The sequence below is a fragment of the Agromyces sp. SYSU T00194 genome (assembly GCF_040496035.1).
Lineage (GTDB): Bacteria > Actinomycetota > Actinomycetes > Actinomycetales > Microbacteriaceae > Agromyces > Agromyces chitinivorans.
Map to the genome: position 1 here is coordinate 597,506 of NZ_JBEPJZ010000002.1, position 18,032 is coordinate 615,537.

The window sequence follows — 18,032 nt, forward strand, 5'->3', positions numbered from 1 at the left end:
GTTCGTCACGGGGTGCCCCCGCGAGCGGGGAGCGAGTCCCAGTTGGTGATGGGGTCCGACCAGTACACGGCGCCGTTGCCGACGCGCGTGAAGCGCACCTGGATGCGGTCGTCGTTGCGGATGCCCAGGCTGTTCCAGATCACGATCGAGCCGTTCGTGCCCATCGAGTAGGTGTTCTCGGTGAGTCCGCCGTTGCTGCCGTTGATGAACGTCGTGATGCGGTACGACCCGGACGGGAAGTCGTGGTAGTCGATGCCGACGTACCGGCAGCCCGAGCACGACGTGGGCGAGATGCTGCCCTTGAAGATCGTGCCGCCGGGTTCGGGCGGCGGCGGAGCCGTCGGCGTGTCGCGGTTCGAGGCCGCCCACGGACCGCAGCCGCGCGCGTTGCACGCGCGCACCTCGTAGCGGTAGCGGGTGCCGTTGCTGCCCGTGATGGCGTCGCTGCGGCTCGTGGTGGTGCCGGAGGCGCCGGACCCCTCGGTGAACCGCCAGCGGTACTCCGTGACGGCGCGGCCGCCGTTGTCGGCCGGTGCCGCCCACGACATGTTGAGGCGGCCGTTGCCGGTGTCGGACGCGGTGAGCGTGACGTTGCGCGGCGCGGTCGGCACGCCGAAGGGTACGACGGCGGTGCTCTTGGGCGACGCGGCGGACGTGCCGATCGCGTTCGTCGCGGTCACCCAGAACTGGTACGACGAGCCGTTCGACAGGCCGCCGATCGCCTGGTCCGTGCCTGCCGCACCCGCGCCGAACGCCTTCGACCCGCCGCCGGTCCAGTGCAGGGTGTAGCCCGTGATCGGGGAGTTGTTCGTCGCCGGGGCCTGCCAGCGCACGGTCGCGCCGCCGTCGCCCGGTGCGGCGGTGGGCGCCGCCGGGGCGTCGGGCGCGTCGCGCACGACGACCGTCAGGCGCCCCTGCGTCTCGCGCGCGGGGTCGCCCGTGGCGTCCTGGATGCGGTAGACGACGCTCAGCGTGCCGGTGAACGACGCGCCGGTCGTCACCTGCACGCTCGACTCGGTGAACGTCGCGGAGGCGTTGCTGCCGACGCTCGCCTGGTCGATCTGCGCATCGACGATGCGCAGCGGCTCCGGGGCGAAGGGATTGAAGTCGTTGGCGAGCACGTCGACCTGGCGACCCTGCGAGCGGGTCATCTCGACCTGGTCGTCGACGGCCTCCGGCTTCGGGCGCGACGACGACACGACGATGACGTCGACCGAACCCGGCACCTGGAACTCGTCGTAGCCGACCGTGAACGAGATCGTCGCGGCCGCGCCCGGCTGCACGCCGAGCGGTGCCGCGAGGGTGAGGATGCTGCCGTCGAGCTGCGCGGTGACCTCGTCGGTCGCGCCCGAGAGGCCGCCGTACCCGAGGCGCGCCAGCACGTCGGGGTTCGGATGCGCGCTGGAGTCGCGCAGGTCGACCTGCACGGGCTCCTCCCCCGCCTCGATCTCCACCGTGCGCGGGGTGAAGGTCGGCGGCACGTCGGTGAAGTCGGCGGCGCCGACCGTGACCGGGATCGTGAGGAACGCGGTGCGCTCGTCCTGGGCGTCGGTGCCGGCCGCATCCGTCACGCGGAACGTGACCGACGCCTGCCCGCGGTAGTCGGGCGCAGGCGCGTAGGCGAGCGTCGCGGGATCGACGAGCACCGGCCCGGCGGCCGCGTTCGTCGCCTCGGCCGACAGCACCTCGACGGGCCGGCCGCTCGGCACGACGACCACGTCGCCCAGGCTCCACGAGATGCTGCCGTTCATGCGCACGAACTGCTCGCCGATGTCGGCGAGGTACGGCAGCGGGAACTGCTCCTCCTCCGGTTCGTCCTCGGCGGCGAGGGCGTCGGGGTCGGGCACCGGCGGCACGATCACGAACGCCATGGCCGACAGGTCGTCGATCTCGTTCGTGAGCCGGTACGCCACGGCCTGCCGCCGGTCGGTCGGCGTCACCCGGATCGCGCCGTTCGGCAGCACCGTGCCGCTGCCCGCGTTCGGCCCCTCGAGGGTCACGACGAGGTCGTCCACGAGTCCGCCGGGGTTCTGCGCATCGTCGAGCGGGTGCACGGTGACGGTGTCGACGTCGAGCACCTGCTCCGGCTCGATCACCTGGTCCTCGGCCGACGGCGGTTCGATGCGGGCGTCCTCGCTCACCTTCACCTGCACGTACGCCGCGTCGGCGCCGCCGTGGCCGTTGGTGACCTCGTAGCGCAGCGAGAAGCCGCCCTCCTGCTCGCCAGCGGTGACGACGACGCGGTTCGCCCGCACCTCGGCCTCGAGTGCCGGGTCGACGTTCGCCAGCTGCTCGTCGACGCGGATCGGGTACCCGCTCGGGTCGGAGTCGTTCGCGAGCACGTCGATCGACGCGGTGCGACCGGGTCGCAGCTCCACGACGTCGTCGACCGCGTTCGGCGGCGGGGTCACGTCGGGCCGCCCGATGACGCCGATGCGCACCGTGCCGGTCGCGACCGCGCCGGAGGTGTCGACGATCTCGTAGTCGAACGCGTCGGTGCCGGTGGAGCCCGCGAACGCCTCGTAGGTGAAGCTCGTGCTGGTCGAGTCGACGACCCGGCCGAGCGACGGCGGCGAGGTCACGCCGCGCAGCAGCACCGAGTCGCCGTCGGGGTCGATGCCGTCGAGCGGCACCTCGACCTCGACGGTCGACCCGGCGAACGTGCGCGCGGTCAGCGGCGACGGGATCGGCGCGCTGCTGTCGCCACCGGGGGTCACCGTGAACGTCACCGAGGTCGTGGCCGTCTCGCCGAACTCGTCCTCGATCGTGTACCAGACCCGGTGCGTGCCGGGCTCGTCGGGGGCCTGGTAGCGCACGGTGTCGCCCGTGACGAACGCGAGGCCCCCGGCGTCGGACGTCTCGGCGAGTTCCGCCGCCACGTGGAACGGCGCCGAGTCGGGGTGCACGTCGTTGTCGGTCACCGCGACGGTCGCGATGTCGCCCGCGCGCACGGTGGCGCTGTCGGGCACGGCCACCGGCGGCTGGTGCGTGACCAGCGGCGGCACCGGCACGACGGCGACGGATGCCTCGGCGGACGCGGCCCCGTCGGAGACCGTGTAGCCGAACTGGAGGGGCTCGGTGACGGCCTCCGACGCCGTGATGCGGAGCACCGCGTTGCCCAGCAGCTCGACCGTCACGAGGTCGCCGACCTCGCCGAGGTCGACGGACTCCACGGCCAGCACGCGGCCGTTCGGCGAGCTGTCGTTCGCCAGCACGGCCACCGTCGTGGGCTCGCCCGCACGGAGGTACGCGGTGTCGGTCACGGCGATCGGCGGCAGCTGCGCCTCCGGCTGCTCGAGCACGTCGACGCGGATGAGCCCCACGCTCACCGCGTCGCCCGCCGCGAGGTCGTACGTGAACAGGTGGCTGCCGACCTCGTTCGCCGAGAAGGCCACGGTGCCGAGCTCGGTGTTGGCCACCACGTCGGCGCCGTCGACCTCCGCGACGCCGAGCAGCGAGAGCGGAGAGCCCGACGGGCTGAGGTCGTTGGCGAGGGGTTCGAGCAGCACCTGCTCGCCGGCGAACACCTGCGCGTGGTCGGGCGTGCCCACGGGGTTCAGGCTGCCCGTCGGCCGCACGTCGACCGTGAGCGTGCCGGTCGCCGTCGCGGTGCCGTCGGAGACGACGAACTGCACCTCCTTCAGGCCGATCTCGCCGGTGCGGTGCACGAAGGTCACGTACCCGTCGGGGCCGAACCGCACCGCGTCGCCGCTGGTCGGGGACGCGTTCACTAGGAACAGGTCGTCGCCGTCGGGGTCGTTCCAGTCGCCGAGCACGTTGTAGGTGATCGAGCGGCCCTGCTCGACGCTCACGGCCGCCTCGCGGTGCGCGACGGGCGGCAGGTTCTCGCCGAACGGCCGCACGGCGAGGTCGACCTGCGCCTCGGCCACGCCGAGCCGGCCGTCGTCGACCGTGTACCGGAACGACACCGTGCCCGACGCGCCCGGCGCCGGGGTGAACTGCAGCGCGCGGGCGCCGTCGACGAACTCGAGCCGGCCCGCCGATTCGGGGATCTCGCTCGTGCCCGAGATCGTCAGCACGTCGCCGTCGGGATCGGTGTCGTTCTCGAGCACCTCGAGGATCGTCGCGCGGCCCGGCCGCACGCCCAGCTCGTCGTCGCGCGCGGTCGGCGGACGGTTCACGTCGGTGCGTTCGGCGAGGGTGTCCTCGAAGGACTGCGTCGAGCTCTTCTCGTCGCCCACCTCGTCGTCGTACTCGACCGGCGGGGTCACCTCGTCCCAGTTGTCGACGAGGCGCATGTCGGCGTCGACCAGCCAGGTGTCGCCGTTCGAGAGGTTGTTCAGGGCGAGCACGTCGCGGTTGCGGCGGAACTCGAGCTCCGATCCCGCCGTCGGCTGCTCGATGCGGTATCGCTCCGCCTCGCCGCCGTCGCAGGCGAACAGGTAGGCCTGCGCGAGGGCCCACGCCCCGTGGGCGCACCCGTCGAGTCGCACCGGAGCGGACGCCTCCGCAGGCGTCGACGCGGGCACGTCGAGGCCGGCGTCGAGGGCCGTCGCCGCCCCGCCGTCGAGCGGCACGTCGACGAGGCCGGTCGTGGTCGCGACCAGGACGCCGTCGTCGGCGTCGCCGGGCTGCTGGATGCGGAGCGCGGTCTCGTCGAGCGCGCGCGCCGCGCCGTCGACGACGATCGCGTTGGCGTCGCGGTCGAGCACGACCGGCACGTCGCCGACGGCGGTGAGCTCGTGGTCGCCCAGGGCGGGCAGCCGCGTCGCCGACGCCTCCGCGTCGCCCTGGTCGATGCGCACCAGCGTGCGCTGCTCCGGCGAGGTCGCGAACACGGTGCCGTCGCGGGACACGACCACACGGGCGCCCTCGCCGAGCGCGGCCACCGGTTCGGCGTCGGCGGTCGAGAGCGCGAGGTCGCCCGCGGCATCCGTCACCCACAGCTCTCCCGCGGGCGACAGCACCGCGAGCGTGCGCCCGCCGAACCGCACCTGCGAGCCGGGCGGCACGTCGACCCGCTGGCCGAGCGTCGTGAATGCCGGGTCGACCCGCTCGACGGCGCCGACGGACTCGTCGTAGAGGAAGACGTCCTCGCCGTCCTGCAGCACGTCGAACGCGTTCGAGGCGGCGTTCACCGCGCCGTCCAGTTCCTCGATCTGGCGGTTCAGCCGCCCCGCGAGGAGCTGCTCGCCGTTCGTGACCCAGACCTCGCGTGCCGTCAGGTCGACGTCGGCGACGGGGAATCCGCGGTGCAGGACCGCCGCGCCCAGGGTGCCGCTGGCGAGCACCGAGAGGATCACCGTCGTGGCCGTGCCGCGACGCGCACGGAGCCAGGAGGTGATCGTCATGCGTGCGTCCTCGGTCCTCTCTCCGGTCGTGTCGCGCGCCGGCACGCACCCGCGCCGCGCACGCTCGGCACCGATGCCGTGAGGAAACCTAACATGCCGGACGCCCGGATCCGGATGGGCATCAGTCCCCATCCACAGGCGCCGCCTCGGCGGCCGCCCGGTCGAGCAGCGGGAGGTCGTCCCGGCTCACCAGCCGGGTCGCCACCGCGTACTCCACGAGGCGCGCCCGACGGTTCACCGCGAGCTTGCCGCGCCCGCCGCGGAGACCCGACACGCCGATCTTGTCGAGCTTGTCGCACACGTTGTCGAGCTTGCGGTTGAACGTCGTCATGCTCCAGCCGAGCCGGTCGGCGGCCTGCGCCGACGACGGGATCTCGCCGCGACCCGGGATCGACTGCGTGAGCACCCCCTCGGCCAGCGCGACGATGAGCTGCCGCTGGCTCGTCGTCAGGGTCACGGGCAGCACGGTCGTGCCGCCGACCTCGGCCTGCGCCGAGACCGACGTGCGGAAGAAGTCGCCGCCCGCCTCGATGGTCAGGTCGTAGGTCGTGGAACCGGCACTGAACATGACGTGGAGGGTCTCGAACACGACCGGGATGCGCGCGCCCGGCGCGAGCCACGCCTGCACCGCGCCGGTGGCATCGGTCACGGTGGCGGTCAGCAGGTGCCCCGCGTTCGCGAGCCACCAGAGGCCGAACTCGTCGGAGAGCGTGAGGAACGTGCGGTGCAGGTAGGGGTTCTCGTCGATCACGAGGTCGCCCTCGCGACCCATGCGGAACCGGGTGCCCGGCTCCACGACGTACTCCTCGCCGCAGAACTCCACCCGCAGCGGTCTCACGGGGTGCACCCGCGGACGGGATCGGACAGCCTGCCACCGCGCTGCACCTGCACGTCGATGCAGGTGGTGACGCCGTCGACGACGGATGCGACGACGACGCGGTCGACCCCGGGCTCGAGCACGGCCGGCGCGCCGGACCCGTCGGCCGGCGCCCAGCGGAAGCGGTCGCCCTCGACCGCGTCGGTGTTGGCGAGCGTGAACACGGCGTCGCCGTCGACGACCTCCGCGGTCACCTCGGGCGCGGGCACCGCGACGCCCGCGACCGCGCTGCCGGACGAACCGGGCGCGGCGTCGTCGCCCGCCGGGGCGAGCCCCTCGCCGAGCAGCACCGCAGCGGCGATCGACGCGCCGACCACGAGGACGGATGCCGCCGCGATCCAGGCGCCGACGCCCGCGCGCCGTCGCGCTGCGGCGGCGGGGCGCGTCGGAAGCTCGTCGGTGGTGCGGTCGTGTGCCTCGGTGCCGGCGCGGGTCGCGCCACGCAGGACCGTGCCGTCATCGATGACCGCGTCGGAGTCGGCCTGCCGGGCGCCCGCGGCGTAGCGCCGGGTCTGGGCGGCGACGGAGCGGACCTCGCGCACGCGGGTCGCATCGTCCTGCTCGGCCGGGCGTGCGGCGGGCGCCGGCGGCGGCGGCGCGATCGCCGACGCGGGCGCGGGCGGCGCGACCGCGGCCGGCGGCTGGGCGATCACGGGCGTGACCGCGCGTGCCCGTGTCGCGTCCTCGTCGCCGAGCGGCTGGGCGATCACGGGCGTGACCGATCGGGCGCGGGTGGGATCGTCCTCGTCCCCCGCCGTCACGGGCGACGCACCCGGACCGGGGCGCTCGTCGACGACGCCCGCGGCGCGCGGGACGTCGATCGGGGTCGGCGCGTAGCCGAGCTCGAGTTCGACCCGCTGCAGCGCGCGGGCGAACTCGACCGCGCCCCGGTAGCGCTGCGAACGTCGCGTCGCCATGCCGCGGGCGAGCACCGCGATGAGCGACGCGGGCACGTCGTCGCGCTCGATCGGCGTGATCGCGCCGCGTTCGATGCGCCCGATGAGGTCGAGCGTGCCGTTCGGCCGCCCGACGATCTCGAACGGGGTGCGGCCTGCGAGGAGCGTGTGCACCGTCGCCGCAAGGGAGAACACGTCGCTGCGGGCATCCGGTCGGGGCACGTCCTCGAACATCTCGGGCGGCGACCACGGCACCGACATCCCGACCGCCGACCGCGTGCCCGACGTGCCGTCGCCCGACGACGGCACGCTCGTGGTGGTGTGCACCGGCAGCTCGTCGTCGAGGGCCGAGGAGATGCCGAAGTCGGTGAGCGCGGGCCAGCCGTACCCGTTGGTGAGCACGTTCGCCGGCTTGATGTCGCGGTGCAGGATGCCGGCGGCGTGCGCGGTCGCCACCGCGCCGGCGATGCGGATGCCCGTGCGCAGCGCGTCGTCGACCGCGAACCGCTCGCGCTTGTAGCGCTCGGCGAGGCTCGGGCCCTCGCAGTACTCCATGACGAAGTAGGGCCGCCCGTCGGGCGCGACGTCGGCGTGGTGGATCGTCACGATGTACGGGTGGGCCGACAGCTGCGCCATGACGTTCGCCTCGGCGACGAAGTCGGCCCGGACGTCGCCGTCGAGCGAGTCGGTGAGCAGGACCTTCACCGCGACGCGGCGGCGTGGCAGGTGCTGCTCGTAGAGGTGCACGTCGGAGAACCCGCCGGAGCCGAGCACGCGGGTGAAGGTGAGGCCGGGCAGGTCGGGTGCGGCCGCGGGCGCGCGCCTCACGACTGCTCGACCACGGTCAGCTCGTGTCCCCCGCCGAGGTCGATGACCGTGCCGGCGATCACCGGGGTCGGCTCGCCGCCGCGAAGCTTCAGGGGTGCGCGTCCCGGCAGCCGCACCACGGTGCCGTTGCGGGACTCGAGGTCGGTGACCACCACGGTGCCGCCCTCGACGGCGACGCGGAAGTGGCTGCGCGAGATGTCGGGATCGCCTCGGCCGACGAGCACCGCGCGCGACGGCCGCGCCGCCGCGTGGCGGTCGACGGCCGGCGCCCGGCCGACCAGGAGGCCCTCGCCGACGGCCTCGACCACGCCGTCGGGCAGCCGGAGGGCGAAGGTGCCGCCGGCGGCCACGACCGATGCGGCTGGCGGTCCGACCGATGCGGCAGGCGGTCCGACCGATGCGGCAGGCGGTCCGACCGGCGCCGCGGCGCCCGCCGCGAGCCGGGCGGCCCGCACGTCGGCGCCGAGGACGGTCATGCCGTCGTGGTCGGTGTCGGCGGGCCCGCGTTCGGGCGTGGGCGCCGTCGCGGACCGTGGTCGCTCGGGCCGGTCGCCGCTCACGAAGGCCGGCACCTCGATCGTCGTGCCGGAGCCGGAGATGGAGCCGGCGCGTGCCGTCGGCCGCGTCGCACCCGCGACCGGCGGCAGTGGCGCAGGAGCGGCCGGCACGCCGATCGGCGCCGCTGCGCCGCGGAGCGCGGTCGGGGCGGGCTCGGGCGCACCAGCGGCGCGGACGGCCGTCGCGTCGTCGACCGATGCGGGGTCGTCGACCGATGCGGGGTCGTCGATCGGTGCGGCCGCGTCCGGGCGCCCGTCGGCATCGGCGTCGTCGGGCCGGGCGGCACCGTCCTCCGGCTCGGGGACGACGGTGCGTTCGGGGACGACGGTGCGTTCGGGGATGACGGTCTGCTCGGACGCGAGCGCACCGGCGCCGGGGGCGTCCGTCTCGTCGCCGTCCGAGGCGGGCGCCTCCGCGCCGTCCCGGGCGCGCGCGCCCGGGGGCATCCCCTCGCCTTCCGGGGTCCATGTCACCGCGCGGGCCGGCACGATGCCCGCGACCACCGGCAGTCCGTGCTCGACCGGGTCGTCGTCGGTGCCGGCGAGGTGCGCCCGGACGCCGTTCGCATGCGGCACCACGCGTTCGGCCCACGTGGAGACCCCGGCGCCGTCGCAGTCGACGTCGCCGTCCGCGGTCGCGACCCGCGCAGCGGCCCCGCGCGCGATGACGCGGATCACCGGGACGCCTGCCTGCTCCTCCGCGGCGGCGAGCAGGAACGGCGGGGTCGCGCCCAGGCCGCCGGCCGTGAGCGCCTCGAGCACGGCCGGGAGCGCCGCATCCGCACCGGCGAGGGAGCGCAGCAGCTCGCGCGCGCCCGCGCCGTGCACGGCGAGCAGGCGAGCGTCGTCGACGGCGACGAGCCAGCCCCCGGCGTCAGGCAGGTAGTGCTGCATCCCGGCCCCCGTCCCTGGGCGTGGTGGTCTCCTCGACGTCGGACGTGTCGAGCCGGTCGCGCGTGGCCTCGGGGTCGTCGTCGTCGCCGTCGACGAACGACTCGACGACGACCGCCGTCACGTTGTCGCGTCCGCCGTGCTCGAGGGCGGCGTCGACGAGGCGCTGCGCCAGGTCGGTGGCATCGGGCGCGGTCGCGAGGACCTCGGCGATCGAGGCGTCGTCCACCTCCTTGCTGAGGCCGTCGCTGCAGACGAGGTAGGTCTGGTGCCCTGCGACGGGGATCAGCCAGGCATCGATCTCGACCGTGTCGTGGGCACCCACGGCACGGGTGATCACATTGCGATCGGGGTGCGACTCGGCCTCCTCGGGCAGGATCAGCCCCGAGTCGATGAGCTCCTGCACGGCCGAGTGGTCGACGCTGACCTGCTCGAGCGTGCGCCCGTTCCAGCTGTAGACGCGCGAGTCGCCGACGTTGAACGCCATCCAGTTCAGGCCGGACGCCTCCCCCGCGTCGACGAGCGCGACGCCGGTGAGCGTGGTGCCCGCCATGGCGAGACCCTCGTCCCCCGGGGTCAGCTCGCGGACCGCCCGGTTCGCGGTGTGGACGGCGTCGAGGATGCGCTCGGGCGTCGAGACCTCCCCCGCGGCGATGTGGGCGGCGAACGTCTCGACGACCGCGCGGCTCGCCGCGTCGCCGCGCGCGTGCCCGCCCATGCCGTCGGCGACGAGGAACACGGGCGGCTCGGCCAGCAGGGAGTCCTCGTTCACGCGACGGACCGCGCCGACGTCGGTGGCAGCGCTGTACTGCAGGCGCACCGCGCCGTCGGCCGTCGCCAGCTCGCGCTCGCCGTTCACCGCCACGTCACTCCGGGTTCGATCCATCGGGCGCCCCGGTCGCGGCGCCGGCATCCCACGCTAGCAAGTCATGCGGACCTACTCGTCCCCGGGGCGACCTTCGGTGAAATGCGGGACCTCCTCCATGAGCGAGTGGCCGCGCTTGCGGGCGTCCACCCGGGCCTTGACGAGGCTCGCCACGGTCGCCACGATCATCGCGACGACGATCACCGCGAGCGAGGTCCAGGTGGAGATCTCGGGTGCCCACTCGATGGGCTGCCCGCCGTTGATGAACGGCAGCTCGTTGACGTGCGCGGCGTGCAGGAACAGCTTCACCCCGATGAAGGCGAGGATGAACGCGATGCCGTACTTCAGGTACTCGAGGCGCTCGAGCAGGCCGCCGAGGAGGAAGTAGAGCTGGCGCAGGCCCATCAGTGCGAAGACGTTCGCCGTGAACACGATGAACGGGCTCTGGGTGATGCCGAAGATCGCCGGGATCGAGTCGAGCGCGAAGATCAGGTCGGTCGTGCCGATCGCGATGAACACGATCAGCATCGGCGTGAACACCTTCGCGCCGTCGATCTGCGTGCGCAGCTTCACCCCGTCGTACTCCGACGTGATGCTGAGGCGCCGGCGGAGCATCCGGATCAGCCCCGTCTCCTCGCCCTCGTCCTCGTGGTCGCCGAACGCCTGCCCCCAGGCCGTGTAGAGGAGGAAGGCGCCGAACACGTAGAAGATCCAGCTGAAGTTCTCGATGAGCTGGGCGCCGAGCAGGATGAAGATGCCGCGGAGGATGAGCGCCAGGATGATGCCCACCATGAGCACCTCCTGCTGGTACTTCCGAGGCACGGCGAACCGGCTCATGATGATGACGAACACGAACAGGTTGTCGATCGAGAGGCTGTACTCGGTGAGCCAGCCGGCGAGGAACTGCCCGCCGTGCTCGGCATCGCCGAGCAGGAACATCAGGCCCGCGAAGATCAGCGCGAGCACCACGTAGAACACCACCCAGGCGGTCGCCTCACGGAACGACGGCACGTGCGGACGCTTCAGCACGATGAGCAGGTCGGCGACGAGGATCAGCGTCAGCACGACGAGCGAGCCGATCTCGAACCAGGCGGGGAGGGCGAGTTCCACGGAGGGCCTTTCGGGGAGTGGGGTCGATGCAGGACCGAACGTCTCTCCCCCACCGCACGGTGGTCCACGCCCGGAGCGGCGACGGCGGCGCTCGTACTGACGATCGTGGTCCGGGACGACACGCCCCGCGGGATACTCCCCTTCGTGCTGGCGAGTCTAATCGACGCAGGGCGACCGCGGCGCGACGGGCGGGCGCGACGCCCGGACGACGAAACGCTCCCGGTCCGCATGACGGACCGGGAGCGTTCCTCGGTGTTGTGACCCCAGCGGGATTTGAACCCGCGCTACCGCCGTGAGAGGGCGGCGTCCTAGGCCGCTAAACGATGGGGCCGAATCGACAACTTGAAGAGTATGTCACACACCCGGGGCGCGGTACAAATCGAGGCGGGACCCTTCGCCGGTCGCGCTTCCCGACGGCTCGTCGTGCTGCGGATGCCTCCCGGCGACGCCCGCACCGGTCAGGCGAAGACCCGCAGCGCCCCCGGTCGCGCGGTCACCTCCACCGGCAGCGCCCCCAGTCGCTCGCCGTCCGCGTAGGCCGTCACGCCGGATGCCTCGATGCGCACCGAGCGCGCCCGCAGCAGCTCGACCGCGGGGTGGTCGACGTGGGTTCCCGAGTAGACGCGCGGGAAGACCCGCACGAGTCCGAGGCGGCTCAGGGGGTGCACGATGAACACGTCGAGGAGCCCGTCGTCGAGGGCGGCGTCCGGGGCGATCCGCATCCCGCCGCCCAGCGAGGGGGTGTTCGCGACGGACACGAGCATGGCCCGCTGGGTGCGCACCTCGCCGTCGATGGTCAGCACGTACTCGCGCGGGTGGAAGGTCGCGAGCTCCCGTGCGAGGGCGATCGCGTACCGGCTCGGGCCACGGGGACGGGTCATGCGGTTCGCCCGGTCGTTCACGATCGCGTCGAAGCCGGCGGAGAGCACGCACGCGAACCAGGTCGTGAGCTCCCCGTGCCGCACGGTCGCCGCGTCGATCGTGCGCGGCGGGCGGCCGAGCGACCGGACGAGCGCCTCGATCGCCGCCTGCGGGTCGTCGAACGGCAGGCCGAGCGCCCGCGCGAGATCGTTGCCGGTGCCCGCGCCGACGACGCCCATCGGCACGTCGGTCTCGGCGACGACGTTCACGCCGAGCGACACCATGCCGTCGCCGCCGACGACGACGAGCGCATCGGTGCCCGCCGCCACCTCCGACTCGGTCTCGCGCCGCAGGAGCTCGAAGTTCGGCTCGCGCAGCATCGCCACCTCGTACCCGGCTGCCTCCAGCCGCTCCGCGGTGCGCGGGCCCACGTCGCGGTTGCGCCCGAACGCGGCGTTCGGGTTGATCGCCAGGACGATGCGCCCGCGTGCCGGTGTCATGTGGCGATTATGGCGGGAGAAGCGCGCCGTGCGCGCCGGACACGGTGGCGGGTGTGGAGCGCGCGCCCACCGGCGGCCGACGGTGTCAGCCTCGTCCGCCCCGACCGTTGCCGTTGCCGTTGCCCCGGCCCGGCTGCTGCCCGCCGCCGGAGTCGTCGCCGGCGGGCTGGCTGCCGCCGTCGCCGCTCTCGGACCCTCCGCCGGAGTCCTCGTCGGGGATGATGCTGCCGTCGGGCGACGACCCCGGCCCGGTCACCGGGCCCATCCCCGCCATGGTGAACGACCCGCCGCCGTACTTCGCCGCTGCGACCGACATCACCATCGGCCACATCCGGTGCCGCGCCTCCGCGGCGCGGCCGGTGGCGAAGTACAGTCCGCGCTGGTTGGCGTCGCCGTTCACGCTCACCACCGCGGCCGCGGTCGCGACCTTCGTGCTCGCGCCCACCATCCAGGTGTCCTTCGCGCCGTCCGTCGTTCCCGTCTTGCCGATGAGCGGCACGTGCGGCACCGTGGCGGCGTTCGAGGCGACCGCCGTGCCGCCCGTCATGACCGCGTTCATCGCCGTGTGCATCGCCGCGGCCACCTCGGGCGCGACCGAGCGCGTGCACTCCGACTTCGGCGGGTCGATCTCCTCGCCGTCGCGCCCGACGATGCGCTCGATCGCGATGGGCGTGCAGGTCACGCCGTCGTTGGCGACGCCGGCGAACGCGATGGCCATGCTGAGCGGTGCGACCTCGTTCGTGCCGATGACCGACGACGGGCCCTGCGCGAGCGGGTCGCCGTCGGCGCGGTGCACGCCGAACGCCTCCGCCCGCATGCGGATGTCGCAGAGGTCGAGCTGCTTCGCCATGCCGATGAAGCCGGTGTTGATCGACCCGATGGTGGACTCCATCGCACTGTAGTTCGCGCCCGACTCCCCCGCGTCGTTCTTGGGGTTCCAGGAGCCGGCGGACACCGCGCCGTTGCAGTGGTCCTGGAAGATGCCCCAGTTGCTCTTGACCCTGCTGTCGACCCGCCCGGCGAGCCCGTGACCGGTGCTCAGCCACTCGGCCAGCGTGAAGATCTTGTACGACGATCCCGGCTGGAAGCCGCGGGAGCCGCCGTAGTCGAAGTCGGTGTTGTAGTTGATGCTCGTGTACTGCGGGCCCTTCTTCAGCACCGCCGGGTCCTGGCTGTAGGTGCGGTTCTGCGCCATCGCCAGCACGCGCCCCGTGCCCACCTCCACCGAGGAGATCACGCCGCCGACGTCCCATCCCGGGAACGTCGCGGGCACGTGGGCGGCGATGGCCTCGTTCGCGGCCTTCTGCAGGTCGAGGTCGAGCGTGGTGTACACGTCGTACCCGCCGCGCCGGAAGTTCAGCAGCCGGGTCTCGGCGTCCTCGCCGAAGGTCGGGTCGTTGCGCAGGATGTGCGTGACGTAGTCGCAGAAGTACGCGGCGCCCCGGGCGGTCTGGCACCCCGTGCTCGGCTCGTGGATGTCGGGGGCGACCGGCTCCGCGAGCGCGGTGTCGAACTCCTCCTGGGTGATCTTCCCCTCGTCGAACATCTGCCGCAGGATGTAGTTGCGCCGGCCGAAGTTGGCGGCGTACCCGTTGTCGGCGCCGTTGGTGGTGCTCTCGGGCAGGTCGAGCCGGAACTTCCCCGGGTTGTTCACGATCGCCACGAGCGCGGCCGCCTGTGCGAGGCTCAGCTTCGAGGCGGTGGTGCCGAAGTAGTAGTTCGCCGCCGCCTCGATGCCGTAGACCCTGCCGCCGAAGCCGGCGATGTTCAGGTACCCGAGCAGGATCTCGCTCTTGGTGTAGCGCTTCTCCACGCCGATGGCGAGGCGCATCTCCTTGAGCTTGCGATCGATGGTGGTCTCGGTCACGGCGCCGTAGCAGGCGTCCCGCTCCTCCGACGTCGTCGCCTCGTTCTCGCAGACCTGCACGCGCACGTTCTTCACGTACTGCTGCGCGATCGACGAGCCGCCCTGCGTGTCGCGGCCGGTCGCCGTCGTGGCGGCAGCGCGGATGGTGCCCTGCAGGTCGATGCCGCCGTGCTCGTAGAACCGCGGGTCCTCGCCGGCCACCGCGGCATCCTTCACGTACTGGCTGATCTGCTCCCAGCCGACCTCGACGCGGTTCTGGTCGTAGAACGAGGCGAGCAGCACGTCGCTGCCGTCGTCGCGCGTGGCGTAGATGTCGCTCTTCTGCGACAGCTCGCCGATCTCGAGGTAGCCGGGAAGGTTCTCGAACATCGAGATCGTGCTCGTCGCCGCAACGCCCACGGCGCCCAGCGCGGGCGTCACCGACACCGTCACCAGGGCGCCGACCGCGGCGCTCGCCGCCACGAACCCGACGAACCCGCCGATGCCGCCGACGACGCGCTTCACGCCGTCGCCACGCGTCCTGCGCTGCTCCACTCGACGCCTCCCGATCGCGGACCGACCGCCCCCCGCGGTGCCCCCTTCCATGGAACCGCCTGCGAGGGGTGCGTGTAAAGCGGGTGACGGTATCGGTCGTGTCTCGAACCCCGCGTGGCGACCACCGCCGTCAAGCCCGTTGCGGGAGACCGCCGCCCGGGTGTTGGCTCGTGGCATGCGACTGACGAAGCTGGAACATGCCGCGCTGGTGATCGAGGACTCCGGGGAGAAGCTGTACGTGGACCCGGGAACCTTCACGACGCCGATCACCGAGTCCCGCGGGGCGGTCGCGGTCGTGCTCACGCACGAGCACCCCGACCACTGGACGCCCGAGCAGCTGCGGCGCATCGTCGACGCCAACCCGGACGTGCGCATCCTGGGCCCGGAGGGCGTGGCCGCGGCCGCATCCGACTTCGACGTGGAGGTCGTGCACGCCGGCGACGAGGTCGAGGTCGGCCCGTTCCACCTGCGGTTCTTCGGCGGCGCGCACGCGGTCATCCACCCGTCCATCCCGGTCGTCGACAACGTCGGCGTGCTGGTGAACGGCACGCTCTACTACGGGGGCGACTCGTTCACGGTGCCCGAGGGCGTCGAGGTCGAGGTGCAGGCCGTGCCCGCGGGGGCGCCCTGGCTGAAGATCAGCGAGGTCATGGACTACGTCATGGCGGTCGGCGCGCGGCGCACGTTCCCGACCCACGAGATGGGGCTGTCGCGCGCCGGGAAGGCGATGTCGAACCAGCGCATCGCCTGGGCCACCGAGCAGGGCGGCGGCGAGTTCGCCGCACTGGAGCCGGGCGACACGCTCGACTTCTGACCCCGTCGGCGCGCCGAGTGCCGGGACCAAGTGCCCGGCGCGCACCACCCCCGTCGGACACGCTGGGGCCATGGACGCGACACTGCGGTTCCTCGGAGCGGCCGACACCGTCACTGGCTCGCGCACCCTGGTCGAGGCCGGCGACGCGCGCATCCTCGTCGACTGCGGGCTGTTCCAGGGGTACAAGGTGCTGCGCGACCGCAACCGCGCGCGATTCCCCGTTCCGCCGGACTCGATCGACGCGGTCGTGCTGAGCCACGCGCACCTCGACCACACCGGGTACCTCCCCGCGCTCGTGCGCGACGGGTTCCGCGGACCGGTCTACGCGACATCCGGCACGGTCGACCTCTGCGGCGTCATGCTGCCCGACAGCGGGTACCTCCAGGAGGAGGAGGCGCGGCACGCGGCACGCGGCGGCTGGTCGAAGCACGCGCATCCGAAGCCCCTGTACACCACCGCCGACGCCGAGGCGTCGCTCGAGCGCCTGCGGCCCGTCCCCGTCGACGAGGAGATCCCGCTCGCCGACGGCGTCTCGGCCACGCTCGTGCCGGCGGGGCACATCCTCGGCGCCGCATCGGTGCGGGTCGCGGTCGGCGGGCGCATCGCGCACTTCACCGGCGACCTCGGTCGTCCGAACGACCCGCTGATGCGTGCCCCGCGACCGCTCGCGCCCGCATCCGTGCTCGTCACCGAGTCGACGTACGGCGACCGGCGCCACGGTGCCGACGACCCGGAGTCCGCCCTCGGCGAGGTCATCGAGCGGGTCGTCCGCCGTGGCGGTGTGGTCCTGATCCCCGCGTTCGCCGTCGGCCGCACCGAGACGATCCTGCTGCACCTGTCGCGGCTGCGCGACCGGGGGCGGCTCCCCGAGGTCCCCGTCTACCTCAACAGCCCCATGGCGGTGGACGTCACGGGCATCTACCGACGCCATGCCGACGAGCACCGCATGGCGCCCGACGAGATCGAGCGCATGTACGCCATCGCGACGCCCGTGCACGAGGTCGACGACTCGAAGCTGCTGAACCTGCGCGGCGGGCCGATGGTCATCGTCTCGGCGAGCGGCATGCTCACGGGCGGCCGGATCCTGCACCACCTCGCGGCGTACGGCCCCGACCCGCGCAACGCCGTGGTCCTCACCGGGTTCCAGGCCGGCGGCACCCGCGGGTCGGCGCTCCTCGGGGGCGCAGCCACGCTGCGGATCTTCGGCGAAGACGTCCCGATCCGCGCCGAGGTGGTCGACATCGGCACGATGTCGGCGCACGCCGACGCCGACGAGCTGATCGCGTGGATGCGCGCGACGAGCGCGCCGCCCGAGCGCGTCTACGTCACGCACGGCGAGCCCGCCGCCGCGGACGCCCTGCGCGTGCGGATCACGCGGGAGCTCGGCTGGAGCGCGCGCGTCCCCGAGCAGGGCGAGCGGGTCGCGCTCTGAGCCCGGTGCGCCCGCGCGGGAGCCGCGTCCGGTTCACTCGTGCGGCTTCCGGTGCTCCAACTGGAACACCGCCGCCTGCGTGCGCCGCTCCACCCCGAGCTTGCGCAGCAGCCCCGACACGTAGTTCTTCACGGTCTTCTCGGCGAGCGAGAGGCGTTCGCCGATCTGCCGGTTCGTGAGCCCCTCCGCGATCAGCGTCAGCACCTGCCGCTCGCGCAGGTTCAGCGACCCGAAGCGGGGGTCCTCCCGGTCGTCGCCCGGCTCGGGCGGCGGGCGCAGCCGATCCGCGAGCGCGGGCGCGAGGAGCGAGCGGCCCGCCGCGGCCGTGCGGATCGCCTCGACGAGCCGATTGCCGGTGACCGACTTCAGCACGTAGCCGGACGCCCCGGCGAGCACCGCCGCCGTCGCCGCCTCGTCGTCGTCGAACGCGGTGAGGATGAGGCACCGGACCTCGGGCACGAGGGAGCGGATCTCCCGGCACAGCGTCACGCCGTCCACGTCGGGCAACCGGAGGTCGAGCACCGCGACTTCGGGTGCCACGGCGGGGATGCGGGCGAGGGCCCGCGCGGCATCCGGCGCCTCGCCCACGACATCGAGGTCGTGCTCGCGGCCGAGCAGCTCGGCCAGGCCGCGCCGCACGATCTCGTGGTCGTCGACCAGGAACACCGTGGTCATGCGCGCCCCCTCC

The 18,032-nt window shown here is 73.2% G+C and carries 11 protein-coding genes and 1 tRNA gene; 2 read left to right on the forward strand and 10 right to left on the reverse strand.

The features are described from left to right. Nucleotides 1–5 precede the first annotated feature (5 nt). The 9 genes from ABZK10_RS15610 to ABZK10_RS15650 all read right to left on the reverse strand — a co-directional run bounded on the left by ABZK10_RS15610 (nucleotide 6) and on the right by ABZK10_RS15650 (nucleotide 15,098). Nucleotides 6–5,312, reverse strand: a complete 5,307-nt coding sequence (locus tag ABZK10_RS15610; RefSeq protein ID WP_353810205.1) for an Ig-like domain-containing protein — start codon at nucleotides 5,310–5,312, stop codon at nucleotides 6–8. A 121-nt stretch (nucleotides 5,313–5,433) separates the two neighbouring features. Beyond that, nucleotides 5,434–6,159 carry a hypothetical protein gene (locus ABZK10_RS15615; protein ID WP_436408538.1) on the reverse strand — a complete coding sequence of 242 codons (726 nt, stop codon included), beginning with the start codon at nucleotides 6,157–6,159 and terminating at the stop codon, nucleotides 5,434–5,436. After that, on the reverse strand, nucleotides 6,147–7,913 hold the full coding sequence (locus ABZK10_RS15620) for a serine/threonine-protein kinase (protein WP_353810207.1): 1,767 nt from the start codon (nucleotides 7,911–7,913) through the stop codon (nucleotides 6,147–6,149). Before ABZK10_RS15620 ends, ABZK10_RS15615 begins: the two co-directional genes overlap by 13 nt. Beyond that, nucleotides 7,910–9,364, reverse strand: a complete 1,455-nt coding sequence (locus ABZK10_RS15625; protein ID WP_353810208.1) for an FHA domain-containing protein — start codon at nucleotides 9,362–9,364, stop codon at nucleotides 7,910–7,912. Before ABZK10_RS15625 ends, ABZK10_RS15620 begins: the two co-directional genes overlap by 4 nt. After that, nucleotides 9,345–10,247, reverse strand: coding sequence for a PP2C family protein-serine/threonine phosphatase (locus tag ABZK10_RS15630; protein ID WP_353810209.1), 903 nt, complete (start codon nucleotides 10,245–10,247; stop codon nucleotides 9,345–9,347). Before ABZK10_RS15630 ends, ABZK10_RS15625 begins: the two co-directional genes overlap by 20 nt. Before the next feature lie 51 nt (nucleotides 10,248–10,298). Further along, nucleotides 10,299–11,336 (reverse strand): TerC family protein, encoded by a 1,038-nt coding sequence (locus ABZK10_RS15635; RefSeq protein WP_353810210.1) that lies wholly within the window; start codon nucleotides 11,334–11,336, stop codon nucleotides 10,299–10,301. 258 nt (nucleotides 11,337–11,594) lie between these two features. Continuing rightward, nucleotides 11,595–11,667: transfer RNA gene (locus tag ABZK10_RS15640), tRNA-Glu, on the reverse strand. A 127-nt stretch (nucleotides 11,668–11,794) separates the two neighbouring features. Next, complete coding sequence (locus ABZK10_RS15645) at nucleotides 11,795–12,697, reverse strand: diacylglycerol/lipid kinase family protein (protein WP_353810211.1); 903 nt, start codon at nucleotides 12,695–12,697, stop codon at nucleotides 11,795–11,797. A gap of 85 nt (nucleotides 12,698–12,782) precedes the next feature. Further along, nucleotides 12,783–15,098: a transglycosylase domain-containing protein gene (locus ABZK10_RS15650; protein WP_353810212.1), complete on the reverse strand. Its 2,316-nt coding sequence runs from the start codon at nucleotides 15,096–15,098 to the stop codon at nucleotides 12,783–12,785. A gap of 175 nt (nucleotides 15,099–15,273) precedes the next feature. Between ABZK10_RS15650 and ABZK10_RS15655 the strand changes: the two genes are divergently transcribed. After that, nucleotides 15,274–15,912 carry an MBL fold metallo-hydrolase gene (locus ABZK10_RS15655; RefSeq protein WP_353810213.1) on the forward strand — a complete coding sequence of 213 codons (639 nt, stop codon included), beginning with the start codon at nucleotides 15,274–15,276 and terminating at the stop codon, nucleotides 15,910–15,912. A 70-nt stretch (nucleotides 15,913–15,982) separates the two neighbouring features. Further along, a complete protein-coding gene (locus tag ABZK10_RS15660) occupies nucleotides 15,983–17,344 on the forward strand; it encodes an MBL fold metallo-hydrolase RNA specificity domain-containing protein (RefSeq protein WP_353810214.1) in 1,362 nt (453 codons plus the stop codon). A gap of 33 nt (nucleotides 17,345–17,377) precedes the next feature. On the opposite strand, the gene ABZK10_RS15665 is transcribed toward ABZK10_RS15660, so the two are convergent. Then, a complete protein-coding gene (locus tag ABZK10_RS15665; protein ID WP_353810215.1) occupies nucleotides 17,378–18,019 on the reverse strand; it encodes a response regulator in 642 nt (213 codons plus the stop codon). Nucleotides 18,020–18,032 lie beyond the last annotated feature (13 nt).

Coding starts and splice junctions, on each gene's coding strand:
- ABZK10_RS15610 (WP_353810205.1), bottom strand. CDS start 5,312: ATGACGATCACCTCCTGGCTCCGTGCGCGTCGCGGCACGGCCACGACG.
- ABZK10_RS15625 (WP_353810208.1), bottom strand. CDS start 9,364: ATGCAGCACTACCTGCCTGACGCCGGGGGCTGGCTCGTCGCCGTCGAC.
- ABZK10_RS15630 (WP_353810209.1), bottom strand. CDS start 10,247: ATGGATCGAACCCGGAGTGACGTGGCGGTGAACGGCGAGCGCGAGCTG.
- ABZK10_RS15645 (WP_353810211.1), bottom strand. CDS start 12,697: ATGACACCGGCACGCGGGCGCATCGTCCTGGCGATCAACCCGAACGCC.
- ABZK10_RS15655 (WP_353810213.1), top strand. CDS start 15,274: ATGCGACTGACGAAGCTGGAACATGCCGCGCTGGTGATCGAGGACTCC.
- ABZK10_RS15660 (WP_353810214.1), top strand. CDS start 15,983: ATGGACGCGACACTGCGGTTCCTCGGAGCGGCCGACACCGTCACTGGC.
- ABZK10_RS15665 (WP_353810215.1), bottom strand. CDS start 18,019: ATGACCACGGTGTTCCTGGTCGACGACCACGAGATCGTGCGGCGCGGC.